This window comes from Rhodopseudomonas sp. G2_2311, from assembly GCF_047501505.1.
Classification (GTDB): domain Bacteria; phylum Pseudomonadota; class Alphaproteobacteria; order Rhizobiales; family Xanthobacteraceae; genus Rhodopseudomonas; species Rhodopseudomonas palustris_H.
Genome location: NZ_JAZDRK010000010.1, coordinates 59300 through 73430 on the forward strand (window position 1 = coordinate 59300; position 14131 = coordinate 73430).

At 65.4% G+C, this 14131-nt stretch carries 13 protein-coding genes; 8 read left to right on the forward strand and 5 right to left on the reverse strand.

Going from position 1 to position 14131, the window contains the following annotated elements:
• Positions 1-41: 41 nt before the first annotated feature.
• Both VRZ08_RS14680 and VRZ08_RS14685 read right to left on the reverse strand, forming a co-directional pair.
• The gene (locus tag VRZ08_RS14680) at positions 42-995 is read right to left on the reverse strand and encodes a CobW family GTP-binding protein (protein ID WP_414533002.1); all 954 of its coding nucleotides are present in this window, start codon (positions 993-995) and stop codon (positions 42-44) included.
• Complete coding sequence (locus VRZ08_RS14685; RefSeq protein ID WP_414533003.1) at positions 992-2635, reverse strand: amidohydrolase; 1644 nt, start codon at positions 2633-2635, stop codon at positions 992-994. Before VRZ08_RS14685 ends, VRZ08_RS14680 begins: the two co-directional genes overlap by 4 nt.
• A gap of 238 nt (positions 2636-2873) precedes the next feature.
• Between VRZ08_RS14685 and VRZ08_RS14690 the strand changes: the two genes are divergently transcribed.
• Positions 2874-4415: a PLP-dependent aminotransferase family protein gene (locus VRZ08_RS14690; RefSeq protein ID WP_414533004.1), complete on the forward strand. Its 1542-nt coding sequence runs from the start codon at positions 2874-2876 to the stop codon at positions 4413-4415.
• Between the two features lie 105 nt (positions 4416-4520).
• On the opposite strand, the gene VRZ08_RS14695 is transcribed toward VRZ08_RS14690, so the two are convergent.
• Positions 4521-5321 (reverse strand): sulfite exporter TauE/SafE family protein, encoded by an 801-nt coding sequence (locus tag VRZ08_RS14695; protein ID WP_414533005.1) that lies wholly within the window; start codon positions 5319-5321, stop codon positions 4521-4523.
• A complete protein-coding gene (locus tag VRZ08_RS14700; protein WP_414533006.1) occupies positions 5318-6829 on the reverse strand; it encodes an aldehyde dehydrogenase family protein in 1512 nt (503 codons plus the stop codon). Before VRZ08_RS14700 ends, VRZ08_RS14695 begins: the two co-directional genes overlap by 4 nt.
• 211 nt (positions 6830-7040) lie before the next feature.
• Here VRZ08_RS14700 and VRZ08_RS14705 point away from each other — a divergent pair, with 211 nt between their 5' ends.
• Together VRZ08_RS14705 and VRZ08_RS14710 are read left to right on the forward strand one after the other, a co-directional pair.
• The gene (locus VRZ08_RS14705) at positions 7041-7448 is read left to right on the forward strand and encodes a nuclear transport factor 2 family protein (RefSeq protein ID WP_414533007.1); all 408 of its coding nucleotides are present in this window, start codon (positions 7041-7043) and stop codon (positions 7446-7448) included.
• A complete protein-coding gene (locus tag VRZ08_RS14710) occupies positions 7445-8839 on the forward strand; it encodes an NAD(P)/FAD-dependent oxidoreductase (protein WP_414533008.1) in 1395 nt (464 codons plus the stop codon). Before VRZ08_RS14705 ends, VRZ08_RS14710 begins: the two co-directional genes overlap by 4 nt.
• Positions 8840-8964: 125 nt before the next feature.
• Here VRZ08_RS14710 and VRZ08_RS14715 read toward each other — a convergent pair whose 3' ends face one another.
• Positions 8965-9273: a hypothetical protein gene (locus VRZ08_RS14715; protein ID WP_179906238.1), complete on the reverse strand. Its 309-nt coding sequence runs from the start codon at positions 9271-9273 to the stop codon at positions 8965-8967.
• A gap of 385 nt (positions 9274-9658) precedes the next feature.
• On the opposite strand from VRZ08_RS14715, the gene rfbB reads away from it, so the two are divergent.
• The 5 genes from rfbB (at position 9659) to VRZ08_RS14740 (ending at position 14061) form a co-directional block, all read left to right on the forward strand.
• Complete coding sequence (rfbB, locus tag VRZ08_RS14720; RefSeq protein WP_414533009.1) at positions 9659-10720, forward strand: dTDP-glucose 4,6-dehydratase; 1062 nt, start codon at positions 9659-9661, stop codon at positions 10718-10720.
• A 25-nt stretch (positions 10721-10745) separates the two neighbouring features.
• The gene (gene rfbC / locus VRZ08_RS14725) at positions 10746-11303 is read left to right on the forward strand and encodes a dTDP-4-dehydrorhamnose 3,5-epimerase (RefSeq protein WP_414533010.1); all 558 of its coding nucleotides are present in this window, start codon (positions 10746-10748) and stop codon (positions 11301-11303) included.
• Positions 11304-11307: 4 nt separating this feature from the next.
• Complete coding sequence (gene rfbD / locus VRZ08_RS14730; RefSeq protein WP_414533011.1) at positions 11308-12201, forward strand: dTDP-4-dehydrorhamnose reductase; 894 nt, start codon at positions 11308-11310, stop codon at positions 12199-12201.
• Between the two features lies 1 nt (position 12202).
• Entirely contained in the window at positions 12203-13078 is an 876-nt protein-coding gene (gene rfbA / locus VRZ08_RS14735; protein WP_414533012.1) for a glucose-1-phosphate thymidylyltransferase RfbA, read from the forward strand.
• A gap of 92 nt (positions 13079-13170) precedes the next feature.
• Positions 13171-14061, forward strand: coding sequence for a hypothetical protein (locus VRZ08_RS14740; RefSeq protein ID WP_414533013.1), 891 nt, complete (start codon positions 13171-13173; stop codon positions 14059-14061).
• Positions 14062-14131 lie beyond the last annotated feature (70 nt).

A 14131-nucleotide genomic window follows, 5' to 3' on the forward strand; every position in this document is an offset into this window, starting at 1 on the left:
AGCCGGGTGGCTTTCGCGGGGAGAAACTGGCAGGGCGGGCATCACGACAGCGCTCCGGCCGGAGCCAAAGCGCGGTCGAGGATCGCGTCGAGTTCGGCCGGCGGCGGCAGATCGGCGGTGCCGACGCCGACCAGCACGATGCCGGGCTCGGCCGGTCCGGCATCGGCCGGCGACAGGCTCCAAACGCTCTCGACCATCTGAAAAACTTTGACGTCGTCTTCGCCGGCGAGGCGGCACGAGCCCTTCAGCCGCAACAGCTGCGGCGGCAGCTTATCGACCGCACAGGCGAGCCGGGCGCGATCGAACCGGCCGGCGCGGCGATACGCCCAGCTCTTGAAGGTGGCGCCGTGATCGATCGCCGCGGCATCCACCGCATCGGCGCGGAAACCGCTCGCCGCCGCCGTCTCTAGCTCCGCCAGCGTCGGCATCGCGCCTTGCGCGGTGTCGACGATGCGCACGTCCGGACGCAGGCTGCGCACCGCGGCGCGCGCGGCAGCCAGAGCATCCGCATTCACCAGATCGGTCTTGTTCATGAGGACAATGTCGCAGCGCTCAAACTGGCCGCGCACGGTGTCGCCGACCTTGGAATCGTCGATCAGCTGCGCAATCCGGCTGGCGTCGGCCAGCACGATCACCCGATCGAGCCGCAACGACGGTTCGATCAGCGCGATCTCGGCGATCTTCCACGGATCGCCGACACCGGAAGCCTCGATCACGATCCGCTCGAACGGCACCGCGGCATCGAGGACCTGGCACATCGTGTCGATGAAGCTGGTGCCGATGCTGCAGCAGATGCAGCCGTTGGTCAGCGTCATCGTGGTGCCGTCGTGGCTCTGAATCAGCGTCGCGTCGACATTGACCTCGCCGAAATCATTGACCAGCACGGCCGTCCGAGGGCCGCCGCTGCGTAGCAGATGGTTGACGAAGGTGGTTTTGCCCGCGCCGAGAAAGCCGCCGATCACCGTGACTGAAATGGTCGCGGATGCTGCCGTCATGCGCGGGGCGCCTCCTTGATCATGCCGCCGACCACGGTGCCCCAGACCGCGATCTCCTTCAGCCGCTCCGGCGGAACGGCCAGCGGATCCTCATCGAGCACGACGAAGTCGGCATATTTGCCGGTTTCGATGCTGCCGACCAGATGATCCATCTTCAAAGTATAGGCTGCGCCGATGGTGATTGCAGCAAGCGCCTGCTCGGTGGTGAGTGCTTCGGTATTCCTGCCCAGCACACGCCCGCTCGACGACACGCGATTGACCGCACACCATGCGGTGAACAGCGGCGCCAGCGGCGTCACCGGTGCGTCGGAGTGGATCGCGAACGGCACCCCGATCCGCTGCGCGGTCCCGGTCGCGTCGAGCCGCGCCGCCCGCTCCGGCCCCATCGTCAGCTCATAGTGCGCGTCGCCCCAGTAGTACAGGTGGTTGGCGAACAGATTGGCGCAAACGCCGAGATTCTTCATCCGCCGGAACTGCGCGGCGCTGGCCATCTGGCAGTGCTGCAAGGTGTGGCGATGATCGGGACGAGGCGCGACGGTCTGCGCGGCCTCGATCGCATCGAGCGCCACTTCGGTGGCCTCGTCGCCGTTGGTGTGGATGTGAAGCTGCACGCCGGCGCGGTGATACGCTTCGACCAGCCGCGGCAGCTCTTCGGGCGCGATGTACCACAGGCCGTTGGCAGCACCGTTGTGATAGCCGGGCCAGCGCAGCCGCGCGGTGAAGCCCTGGATCGAGCCATCGACCACCAGCTTGACGATGCCGTAATGCAGCTTGTCGCTGGCGTGGCCGCGCAGCGTTTCCAACTTGGCGATCGCCTGTTCGGGCGTGTGCGAGACCGCGGCCAGTGCCGGCACCAAGCGAACGCCGAAATCGGCCTGACTGGTCGCGGCGCGATAGACCTCGATGGTCGGATCGGCGAGATCGTTATGCAGGTCGGTAATCGTGGTGACGCCCTGCACGCAGCACGACGCCGCATAGCGCCGCACGTCCGCCTCGGTGATGGCACCAGCGAGCGGATTGTGGCCGAGCGCCCGGAACAGCCGCATCCGCGCCGGAATGCCCTGCAGCTCGCCGCTCGCCAGGCCGTCGGCGCCGGCGACGACGCCCGATATGTTGGTGGCATGCAGCAGCTCGGCGCGCTCGAGCGTCAGCGTGTTGACGTTGTTGATATGGAACGAGGCGTGGACGACGAGGACCGGACGCTTGGTCGACACCCGGTCGAGATCCTGCCGGCTCAGCATCTTGCCGCCGATATGCAGCGGATCGAAGCCCCAGGCGTAGAGCGGCGAACCATCGTCGGGCAGCGCAGCTTCGGCCTGCTGCAGCCGCGTCACGATCGCCTCGATGTCCGGCACACCGGCCACTACTTTGCCTTCCGGCGAACGGCGGTCGAACGCGCCCACATAAGGCTGCTTCCACATCAGGCCTTCCATGATGTGGCTGTGGCCTTCGACGAAGCCGGGCATCAGCACCTTGTCGGCGAAGCGGATATCGAGCCGCGCACCGCTTACCATCAGCTCGTCGGCACTACCGGTCGCAACGATCCGCCCGTCTCGCACCGCAACATGCGTCGCGCTCGGCCGCGACGGGTTCATGGTGATAATCTTGCGGGCGGAATAAACCACGGTGTCAGACGGCACGCTTAGTCTCCAGGCTTGCGATTGCGAGCGTGAAGCGATCGTCCCCGTGGCACTAGCGCCAGATGCCGAGCACGAATGGAGCCAGGGCTATGCGCCAGCTGCCGCCTCCCATGGCTCGCTTCTTGCAGACGGTTTGTAAAAGCTTCATTCTCGCAATGACAGCCGTTTCGCGTCGTCGTGTCAGTCAGGGTATCGCGTCTTGGGAAAGCTAGCACAGCTCACATTCCGGGAGTCCACTGTGGCACGCACGCCTAACGGCGGTGCAATTGCCTCTTCAGATGCCGCCGCATTAGGCAAAGACGAGTTATTCTGGGGCGCGTTGTTTCGCGGCCTCAACCGTGGCGGCTCTTTTCTGCAATTGCAGATTCGCCAGATCATCGTGACGGCGATCGAGGATGGCCGGCTGCCGCTCGGCATGAAGATGCCGTCCAGCCGCGATCTCGCCACCGTGCTCAAGGTGTCACGTAACACCGTGGTGATCGCTTACGAGCAGCTCGTCGATCAGAACTTTCTGGTTTCACGGCAGCGCAGCGGTTACTTCGTCGCCGGCCTGCCGAAGAAATTCGCCACCGAAACGCCCGGCCTCGCCGAGGTCACCAGCCGCGGCGACGAACACTGGGCCGATCGGTTCGCGGTGAGGCCGTCGGCGCATCGCAACATCGTCAAGCCGCTCGACTGGCAGACGCATCCCTACCCGTTCATCTTCGGTCAGTTCGATCCAAGCCTTTTTCCGACCAACGACTGGCGCGAAAGCGCCCGGGCGGCACTGAGCGTTCCGGAAATCAACAACTGGGCCCGCGACCTGATCGACGGTGACGATCCGGCACTGATCGAGCAGTTGCAGCTACAGGTGCTGCCGCGCCGCGGCATCCACGCCCGCGCCGACGAGATCATGATGACGATCGGCGCTCAGCACGCACTGTATCTGATCGCGACGCTGTTCATCAACGGCCAGACCAAGGTCGGCATCGAAGAGCCGGGCTATCCAGACGCCCGCAATATCTTCCGGATGCTGACGCCTAACGTGGTGCCGCTTTCCGTCGATGGCGAGGGGCTTGTGCCAGACGCGGCTTTCCAGAGCTGCGCGCTGGCCTATGTCACCGCCAGTCATCAGTGCCCCACCGCCGTGACGATGCCGCTGCCCCGCCGCGTCGAGCTTTTGAAAGCCGCCGCGGCCGGCGACGTGGTAGTGGTAGAAGACGATTACGAAGGCGAGCTGATGCCGGAGACGGCGACGCTGCCGCCGCTGAAGAGCCTCGATCGCGCCAGCAACGTGCTCTATGTCGGCAGCCTGTCGAAGGCGCTGGCCCCCGGTTTGCGGCTGGGCTACGTCGTCGCGCCCGCCCCGGTGATCCGCGAACTGCGCGCGCTGCGCCGGCTGATGCTGCGGCATCCGCCGCTCAACAATCAGCGCGTCGCCGCGCTGTTCATCGGCCTCGGCCACTACCGGGCGCATCTCGCCCAGGTCGGTCGTGTGCTGCTGGAACGCGCCAAGCTGCTCGACCAGCTGCTGCCGAAGCATCTGCCAAGCTGCAGCTTCTCGCGCGGTCCCGGCTCGACCAATTTCTGGGTGACCTGCCCGACCTCGATCGACGCCACCGCGCTGGCCGAAGCTGCGCTCGAACAGGGCGTCGTGATCGAACCCGGCGCCGTGTTCTCGATGGACGAGACCGCGAGCCGGCACTGCTTCCGGCTAGGTTTCTCCTCGATCCGCACCGACCGCATCGAGGTCGGCATCGAGCGGCTCGGCAAGGTGCTGGCGAAGCAGCTCGAGGGCTAAGGACACCGCCGTCATTGCGAGCGAAGCGAAGCAATCCAGAGGTCCAAGCAAAGAGCTGGATTGCTTCGTCGCTACGCTCCTCGCAATGACGGGGAAGCGGCGCCCTCACATCAGCTCGGAGATTCCCTTCGCGGCGCTGAGCAGCGCGACGCCGCCGAGGCTGGCGATCGAGACGTGGCGGTGCAGCCTCTCACTGCCGCGGCGGAAGCCCTGCTCGCCGATCCAGGTGCCGAGCATCATCACCGGCAACGCCATCGCGGCCAACCACAGCACATTCACGGTTGCCAGACCCACCAGCGCGATGCTGGTGAAACCGGCGATCGACGTGGCGAGGAAGAACACCAATAGCGACGCGCGCACCACCACAGCGGGAAACGGCCCCGACATGTAGTAGACGATCGCCGGCGGACTCGGCATCGCGGCAAGGCCGTTGAACAGGCCGCACAGCACGCCGACGCCGGTCGTGACCGGCCGCGATGGGATCGCCTCAATGGCGAAGCCGCGGCCAAGCACGACCACCGCCGCGGCCGTGATAGTGGCGATCACGATCCGCGCCACTGGTGCGGGAGCGACGCTGAGCGCCAGCGCCCCGAGCGGTGAACCAATCACCGCGCCGACGATCAGCCAGCGCAGCGACGCCCAGTGGGCATCACGATGATTGCGGCGAAGATCGTTCAGGCCGCCGAGTAGTTGTAGCAACACGGCCACCGGCACGGCTTTGGCCGGTGCCATGAACATGCCCATCAGCGGCACCGCCGCGAGGGCAAAGCCGAACCCGGTGAAGCCGCGCAACAGAGCCGCCGCCAGCACTGCGCTCAGCACGCCGGCGATTGCCATCGGCGATGGTAGCGTCGACAGGAAGCTCGCGGATGCCTCGGCGATCAGCTCGTGCATCGCCGTCGTCACCGCATATCGATGACGACGGTCTTCTTCTTGGTGAAGTGCTCGAGCATCGCCTCCAGCGATGCTTCCTTGCCGAGGCCCGACTTGCGGAAGCCCCCGTAGCTCAGGTTCGGCTGGATGGTGAGGTTCTGGTTGACCTGAACGTAGCCGGCATCGAGCCGCTGCACGGTGCGCAGCGCACTGCGCAGATCATTGGTCCACACCGTCGCGGCGAGGCCGAAGTCGCTGTCGTTGGCGCGCGCGATGACATCGTCCTCGTCGTCCCAAGGCTGCACGCAGACCACCGGCCCGAAGATCTCCTCGCGCATCAGCGGCGAATCCTCCGGCACGCCGGTGATGATGGTCGGCTGCAGGAACAGACCGTCCTTCAGATGTGCCGCACCGGGCAGCTCGCCGCAGCGGTCGACCTTGGCGCCGGCGGTGCGCGCGCCGAGATCGATATAGGATTCGACCTTGGCCTTCTGCCGCTGCGAGATCACGGTGCCAATGTCGGTCGCTTCATCCAGCGGATCGCCGATCTTCAGCTTGCTGACCGCCTCGCGCAACGCCGCCACGAAAGCGTCGATCAGCGAGGCGTGGACGTAGATCCGGCTCGCTGCGGTGCAGCTCTGGCCCTGGCGGGTGAACCGCATCCCGGCGATCGCGCCGGCGACGACCCGCGCCATGTCGGCGTCGGGATAGACGATCATCGGGCTCTTGCCGCCGAGTTCCAGGCTAACCGGAATGATCTTCTTCGCCGCCATCTGATAGATCAGCTCGCCGACGGCCTGCGAGCCGGTGAACGTCACCTTGGCGACGGCCGGATGCTCGACCAGCGCCGCGCCGCAGTCGCGGCCGGTGCCGCAGATCACGTTGAGCACGCCGTCCGGCAGCAACTTCGCCATTAGCCGGGCCATTTCGATGGTCGCATAGGGCGCTTCTTCGGAGGCTTTCACCACCACAGTGTTGCCCGCCACCAGCGCCGGGGCAATCTTCAACATCATCAGCACCAGCGGCACGTTCCACGGCAGGATCGCGGCGACGACGCCGAGCGGCTCGCGGCTGGTGTAAGTGAGGATCTGCGGATCGAACGGCAGCGTCTCGCCCTTCAGCTCCGACGCGAGGCCTGCATACATCGTGGTGATATCGATCGCGGTCGCAACCTCGCCGCGGCACTCGGTGCGGATCGCCTTGCCGGTTTCCAGCGCCAGCACGGTGGCGATCACCTCGCTCCGCTCAGCGATTGCGCTCGCCGCAGCCGCTATCAGCTTGCCGCGCTGCCGCGCCGGCGTCGCTGCCCATCCCGGAAATGCTGCCGATGCCGCTTCCACCGCGCGCGCGACATCGGCGCCGGTCGCGGCCGGCGCCTTGCCGATCACTTGCCCGGTTGCAGGATCGATGACGTCGAGCGTGGCACCGCTGACGGACGGCACCAGCGTGTTGCCGATCAGGTGACGGGCTTGAAGTTGTGAGATCACCTCCGTCACGGCGGGGGCGATGGCGGGATTGATGCGGGTGGCGATGTTGATCATCGCATCACCTTGGCGATCCGCCGTCCGCCGCGAAGGTCCAGCGCGCTCCAAGCCATTGGGCCAGACGCCAGCGCTTCGCGTCTGGTCCGCCGAGACCGCGCCATCTGGTTCTAAGGCACCTGCGGCGGCTCGTGACACGCTTTGCACGAAGCTGCCGGCGGGTCCGCATCAATCATGGAAACGCTCGCGCGCCCACCACGATGGAATCGACATGTCCGATCTCGATACTCAGCGATTGCAGACGCTGCATCAGCTCTTCGACGCGTTCAACCGCCACGACGGCGCTGCGGTGATGACCGCGATGACCGACGACATCGTGTTCGATGCCGCGGCCGGACCCGAGGCTTGCGGTCGCCGCATCGTCGGCACCGCCGATGTCCGCGCTGCGTTTGAGACGACCTTCACGACGTTTCCGGATGTGAGCTGGGAGTGCACCCGCCACACCGTGTTCGGCGATCGCGGCATCTCCGAGTGGATCTTCCGCGCCACCACCAAGGAGGGCGGCAAGATCGAGGCCGAGGGCGTCGATCTGTTCGGCTTCCGCGGCGACAAGATCTTCAGCAAGAGCGCTTTCCGCAAGGATCGCCCAGTGCTGCCGGCCGCGGGGGCATCGGCATGAACAAGCCCGTGAAGACTCCGCCGCTCGCCGCCTACGATCCGCATTACGACCCGCTGGTGAGTGAAGGCCCCGGCCGCAACCGCGACTACGCGCCGACCTACTGGACCGCGACCTGCGGTCCGCTGCCGGAAGACGACGGCCCGATCAGCCGTGACACCGATGTCGATGTGGCGATCGTCGGTTCCGGCTTCACCGGCCTGGCGTCCGCCGTATTCCTCGCACGTGAACATGGCATCAAGGCCGCGGTGCTCGAAGCCAATCGCGTCGCCTGGGGCTGCAGCACGCGCAACGGTGGCCAGGGCCAGAATGCCGCCGGCCGATTAACGCGCTCGCAATGGATCGAGCGTTGGGGCCGCGATATCGCTCTGAAGCTGCACGCCGAAGTCAGCGACGGCTTCGAGACGTTCGAAGAGCTGATCCGCCAGAGCCCGATCGACAGCGAACCGCAGCGCGGCGGCCATCTCTACATTGCGCATCGTCCCCGCAACTTCGAGAAGATCGCGGCTGAAGCCAAGGTGCTGAGTGAGGTGTTCGGTGAGCCCACCAAGGTGATCTCCGCCGAGGAACTGCGCCGCGACTACGTCAACGAGGCCGAGGCGGTCGGCGCGACGCTGGAGCCCCGCGGCACCGGTGTGCATCCGGCCAAGCTCGCCTTCGGCTATCAGCAGATGGCCCGCGACCTCGGCGCCACCGTGCATCCGGGCAGTCCGGTGATCGAGATCGAACACCGCGGCGGCGCGTTCTATCTCCGCACTCCGGGCGGCACCGTGAAAGCGCGCGCGGTCGGCATCGCCACCGGCGCCTACACGGCGCCAGGGCTGACGCCGCTGCTGCGCGGCCGCTGCATGCCGATCCTGTCGAACTCGATTGTCACCCGACCGCTGACTCCGGCCGAGCTCGAAGCCACCGGCTTCAAGACCAAGCTGGTGCTGACCGATACCCGCACGCTGCGTTATTACTACCGGCTGCTGCCGGACAACCGCATCCAGATCGGCAGCCGCTCGTCGATCACCGGCGCCGACGCCGATCATCCCAAGCACCTGCAGCTCCTGATCGACGGCCTGCATCGCAAATTCCCGACGCTGCAAGGCATCGAGATTGATTACTCGTGGTGGGGCTGGGTCGACGTCAGCCACGACATGATGCCGCGTATCTTCCAGCCCGATCCGGCGCAGAAGCTGGTCTACGCACTCGGCTATGGCGGCAACGGCGTGTCGTATTCGGCCCAGGCCGGGCGCCGGATGGCGCAGATGATCGCCGGACAGCGCTTCAAGGGCCAGGATCTGCCGATCTTCACCTCGCCGCTGCCGACCCACACCTTCTCGCCGTTCCGCCGGATCGGCCAGCGCATGCTGTATCGCTGGTATCACTACCGCGACGAGGCCGCGTAAACCTCGCAAGGGCAGACCTGAACCGACAGATGCGACCATGAAAAAACCCGGCAGGTTGGACCTGCCGGGTTTTTTGAATTTCGGAAGCTGCTCCGACGAAAGCCGCCGGTGAGACAATATGCCGATCAGGCAGCCTTCTTGAGCGGCCGAACCGTCGCCGTCTTGGCGCGGCGGACGTCGGTTGCGGGCTGCTTGGCGCGCTTGTCGAAAGCATCGCCAGCGGTCAGCACCACCAGGCCGGCGATCCCGGCGAACGCACCGGCCACAGCGACGGTGATCACCAGCGGATAGCCGAAGGTGTAGATCAACGCGGCGCCGACCACGACGGCATTGAACAGGAAGAAGTACGGCGCCTCCGGGCTGCCGTGCGCGGCATCCTTCACCAGCCAGCCGATGACGGGGATTTGGTAGAAGGCTTTCTTCAGGAAACTCAAGGCGCTGCTCCTCTGCCTGGACCGCTGCCATCTGAACGGGAACATTCGCGGCTCCCGCGGCGGCCCCGCAGCGAGGGGCGTGGCACTACAAACTTTAGTCTATCGCAATGCAGAAATTGTCAATCACGAATGCGACGGATTTGCATCAGATAGGCGGTCGGAACCATGAAATCGGCAACTTTTCCGTGAACATACCGTGCCGCAACAGACAGAAGCTCCTGGGTAGGGAACGGGCGTCGGTGACCAGCTCGCGGTGAAGGTGTGAACAGAAACCCGGGCGGTAGGGATCGGAAGCCGCCTCAGGCGGATCTGCTGACCAAACCGGCCAATGACAAGGATCTGGTCCAAGGCTAGATTGCGCCCGCAACGACGCTCCAGGATATTGATGACAAAGCGTTTTCTCGTCACCGGCGGAGCCGGCTTCATCGGCTCTGCGGTGGTCCGGCGGCTGATCGGGACCACCCCGCACGAGGTGCTGGTGGTCGACAAGCTGACCTATGCGGGCAATCTCGACTCGCTGGTGCCGGTGTCGGACGATCCGCGCTTCCGGTTCGTCCGTGCAGACATCGTCGAACAGGGCACCATGCGGCTGCTGTTCGAGGAATTTTCGCCCGATGTGGTGATGCATCTTGCCGCGGAGAGCCATGTCGACCGCTCGATCGACGGTCCTGGCGACTTCATCCAGACCAACATCGTCGGCACCTATTCGCTGCTGCAGGCGGCGCTAGCGCATTGGCGTTCCCTGCCGCCGGCCCGCAAGTCCGGCTTCCGCTTTCACCACATCTCCACCGACGAGGTGTTCGGCTCGCTTGGTGCCGAAGGGCTGTTCCGGGAAGACACGCCGTATCAGCCGAAATCGCCCTACTCCGCCTCGAAGGCGGGGTCGGACCATCTGGTGCGGGCCTGGCACCACACCTACGGCCTGCCGGTGGTGATCACCAACTGTTCCAACAATTACGGCCCCTATCACTTCCCCGAAAAGCTGATCCCGCTGGCGATCATCAAGGCGCTGCACGGCGAAGCGATCCCGGTGTACGGCACGGGCGCCAACATTCGCGACTGGCTGCACGTCGAGGATCACGCCGATGCGCTGCTGCTCGCCGCCGAGCGGGGCGAGATCGGCGAAAGCTACAATATCGGCGGACGCAACGAGCGCACCAACCTCGAAGTCGTGCAGGCGATCTGCGGCCTGCTCGATGAACTCGCACCCGATGCGGCGATCGGATCACGGGCAAAGCTGATCAGCTTCGTCACCGACCGCCCCGGTCACGACGCCCGCTACGCGATCGATGCCAGCAAGGTCGAGCGCGAGCTCGGATGGCGTGCGCGCTACACATTCGACGACGGCCTGCGTCAGACCGTGCAGTGGTATCTCGACAATCGGACGTGGTGGGAGCGGGTCCGTTCAGGCGTGTACCGCGGCGAGCGCCTCGGCGTGGCGGTCTAACGGCGAACGGAGCAACAACAGGGTCATGCTGAAAGTGACGTCCACCGCGATCGAGGCGGTGAAGATTATCACGCCGAGAGCATTCGCGGATTCGCGGGGTACGTTTTCCGAAACCTACAACAGGCAGCGCTTCGTCGATCACGGCATTGCGCTCGAATTCGTCCAGGACAACCAATCGATTTCGGCGGCAGTCGGCACCGTTCGCGGGCTGCATTTCCAGAGCGCGCCGTTTGCGCAGGACAAACTGGTGCGCGTTGCGAAGGGCCGCATCCTGGACGTTGCAGTCGATTTGCGCCGTTCATCGCCGACCTATGGCCGGTGGGTCGCCGAGGAATTGTCCGCCGAGGACGGCAAGCAGTTGCTGATTCCGATCGGCTTCGCCCACGGCTTCTGCACGCTCGAGCCCGACACGGTGGTAGCCTACAAGGTGACCAACTACTATTCGCCGCCGCATGATCTCGGCATCGCCTGGAACGATCCCGATCTCGCCGTGCGTTGGCCTGTCTCTGCCGATCAGGCCGTGCTGTCGGACAAGGATCTGAAATTGCCACCTTTCGCATCACTGCCAAACTACTTCGAGTAGCGCGATGCGGATCGTCGTCACCGGTCGTCACGGTCAGGTCGCGCAGGCGCTCCACAAGCGCGCTGCAGGCACAAATGCCGAGATCATCCTGCTGGCCCGGCCGGAGATTGACCTGACGCGCCCGAGCGAGATCGAAACAGCATTGATCGCACTCGAGCCGGAGGCGGTGGTCAACGCCGCTGCCTACACGGCCGTTGATCAGGCCGAAAGCGAGCCCGACCTCGCTTATGCGATCAACGCCGAGGGCGCAGGCGCCGTCGCTCGCGCGGCCGCAAAACTCCGTGTGCCAATTGTGCAGCTATCGACCGACTACGTGTTCGACGGCACCGGCGAGCGACCGTATCGCGAAACCGATCCGACCAACCCGCTCAGCGTCTATGGCGCCAGCAAGCTCGCCGGCGAGCGTGCCGTGGCAGAAGCAGCTGCTGATTACGCGGTGTTGCGGACCTCCTGGGTATATGGCCCGTTCGGTAAGAATTTCGTCCGCACCATGCTGGCCCTGGCCCGGCAGCGCGATGAGGTGCGGGTGGTCTGCGATCAGGTCGGCTCCCCGACCAGCGCGCTCGATATCGCCGACGGGGTGCTGGGCGTCGTCCGGAATCTGCTGGCGGAGCCAACCCGTTCCGATTTGCGCGGCATCTTCCACATGACTGCGGACGGGACCGCCACCTGGGCCGAGTTCGCCGAAGCGATTTTCGCCGCATCACGAGCAGCCGGCGGACCGTCCGCGAAAGTGATCCCGATTCCGACCACGGAGTATCCGACCCCCGCCAGGCGGCCGGCGAATTCCAGGCTCGACGGCTCGGCGCTCGCCGCCGCTCACGGCATTCGCCTGCCGCACTGGCGGCAATCGCTGCAGCCGTGTATCGAGCGGCTGCTAGCGCGGGACGCGAACTGACATGATCACCAAAGGTATCATTCTGGCCGGTGGCAGCGGAACAAGGCTGCATCCGATGACGGCCGCGGTGTCGAAGCAACTGATGTCGATCTACGACAAGCCGCTGATCTATTATCCGCTGGCCACGCTGATGATGGCCGGCATCCGCGACATCCTGGTAATCTCGACGCCGGCCGATCTGCCGCGATTCCAGCAACTGCTCGGCGACGGCGCCTCGTGGGGCATGTCGTTCAGCTATGCCGAACAGCCGAAGCCCGAAGGGCTGGCGCAGGCGTTCGTCATCGGCGCCGATTTCGTGGCCGGCCAGCCCTCCGCCTTGGTGCTCGGCGACAATTTGTTCTACGGCCACGACCTGATCCCTCTGCTGCAGAACGCCGCCCAGCATCCGGAGGGCGCCACGGTGTTCGCCTATCAGGTCAGCGATCCGGAGCGTTATGGCGTCGTCGAATTCGATTCCGATCAGGTCGCGCGTTCGATCGAGGAGAAACCGACACGGCCGCGCTCGAACTGGGCAGTCACGGGGCTTTATTTCTACGACCAGGACGTCGTCGATATCGCAGCGAACCTGAAGCCCTCCGCACGCGGCGAGCTCGAGATCACCGACGTCAATCGTGCCTACTTGGAACGCGGCAAGCTGCGGGTCGAGAAGATGGGCCGGGGGTTCGCCTGGCTCGACACCGGCACGCCCGATAGCCTGCTCGACGCCAGCGAGTTCGTGCGCGTGCTCGAGAAGCGCCAGGGCTTCAAGATCTGCTGCCCCGAGGAGATCGCCTTCCGGTTCGGATGGATCGATACGCGCCAGCTCGAACGTCTGGCGCAGCCGCTCGCCAAGAGCAATTACGGCGGCTACCTGCTCAAGCTGGCGGCGAACCCGTGAGCGGCGCAAGCCGCGTATCCGGACTTGCCTCGGCGGAGCGAAGCTGCTGAGGACAGCGGGCGCGCCACCCCCGCCAGAACAGAGACTTAGCCGTGCCGAAGAAGCTCTCCGACTACACCCTCGCCGACTGGAAGCGGCTGCGCCCGCTGTCGCAGGGCCTGAAGACCGCGCGGTATAATCGGATCGACCGGCGGTATCGGCAGCAACCCGCCAAGGTGGGAGATCCCGCCGCGGTGGCGAAGATGATCACCGGCCGGCGCGCGCTGTTCACGGTGGCGTATCAGGACCCGCAGGCGATCGACCTGCAGATACCGCTGATCCGGCTGTTCGTGCCCGATGCCATCTACATCGTGGTCGACAATTCGCCCGACGACGACCGCGCCGCCGAGATCGAACGGATTGCTAAGACTCACGGCGTCCCCTATCTGCGCGCGCCCGATAATCCGTGGCAGAAGAGCAGTCGCTCGCATGGCATCGTGCTGAACTGGATCTGGCACAACATCATCCGGCCGGGCGCGCCTGAGCTGTTCGGCCTGCTCGACCACGATCTGTTTCCGACCGCCCCGGACGATCCGTTCGCGCCGCTCGCCACCCAGGACGTCTATGGCTACGTCCGCACCACCGAGCCGCCGAGCGAGCGATGGTTTCTGTGGGCCGGCTTCACCATGATGCGGTTCTCCGCGGTGCGCGACCTGCCGCTCGACTTCGGCCAGGACTGGTTCCTCGGCCTCGATACCGGCGGCGGCAATTGGGGGCCGCTGTACAGCAAGCTCAACCTCGCCAAGCTGCAGCAATCGCCGTCGCGCTTCGTGCCGTACCGGGAAGGTCTCGCCACCTATGACGGGCCGTTTCAATGGTGCGGCACCTGGCTGCACGAAGTCGGCCAGATGGGCGAGCCGGAGATCATGCGCGACAAGCGCCGGGTGGTGGTTGACCTGCTGACGCCGCATCTGGAAGCTGCGCGAAACCTGCCGCCTCGCTGATCCGGGTCAAAGCATCCGCCACGGCACCATCACAAGCTGTGTCGTCGAGCGATGCTTGAGCGGATGGCGG

Coding starts and splice junctions, on each gene's coding strand:
- rfbD (WP_414533011.1), top strand. CDS start 11,308: ATGCGGATCGTCGTCACCGGTCGTCACGGTCAGGTCGCGCAGGCGCTC.
- VRZ08_RS14705 (WP_414533007.1), top strand. CDS start 7,041: ATGTCCGATCTCGATACTCAGCGATTGCAGACGCTGCATCAGCTCTTC.
- VRZ08_RS14700 (WP_414533006.1), bottom strand. CDS start 6,829: ATGATCAACATCGCCACCCGCATCAATCCCGCCATCGCCCCCGCCGTG.
- rfbA (WP_414533012.1), top strand. CDS start 12,203: ATGATCACCAAAGGTATCATTCTGGCCGGTGGCAGCGGAACAAGGCTG.
- VRZ08_RS14710 (WP_414533008.1), top strand. CDS start 7,445: ATGAACAAGCCCGTGAAGACTCCGCCGCTCGCCGCCTACGATCCGCAT.
- VRZ08_RS14680 (WP_414533002.1), bottom strand. CDS start 995: ATGACGGCAGCATCCGCGACCATTTCAGTCACGGTGATCGGCGGCTTT.
- rfbB (WP_414533009.1), top strand. CDS start 9,659: ATGACAAAGCGTTTTCTCGTCACCGGCGGAGCCGGCTTCATCGGCTCT.
- rfbC (WP_414533010.1), top strand. CDS start 10,746: ATGCTGAAAGTGACGTCCACCGCGATCGAGGCGGTGAAGATTATCACG.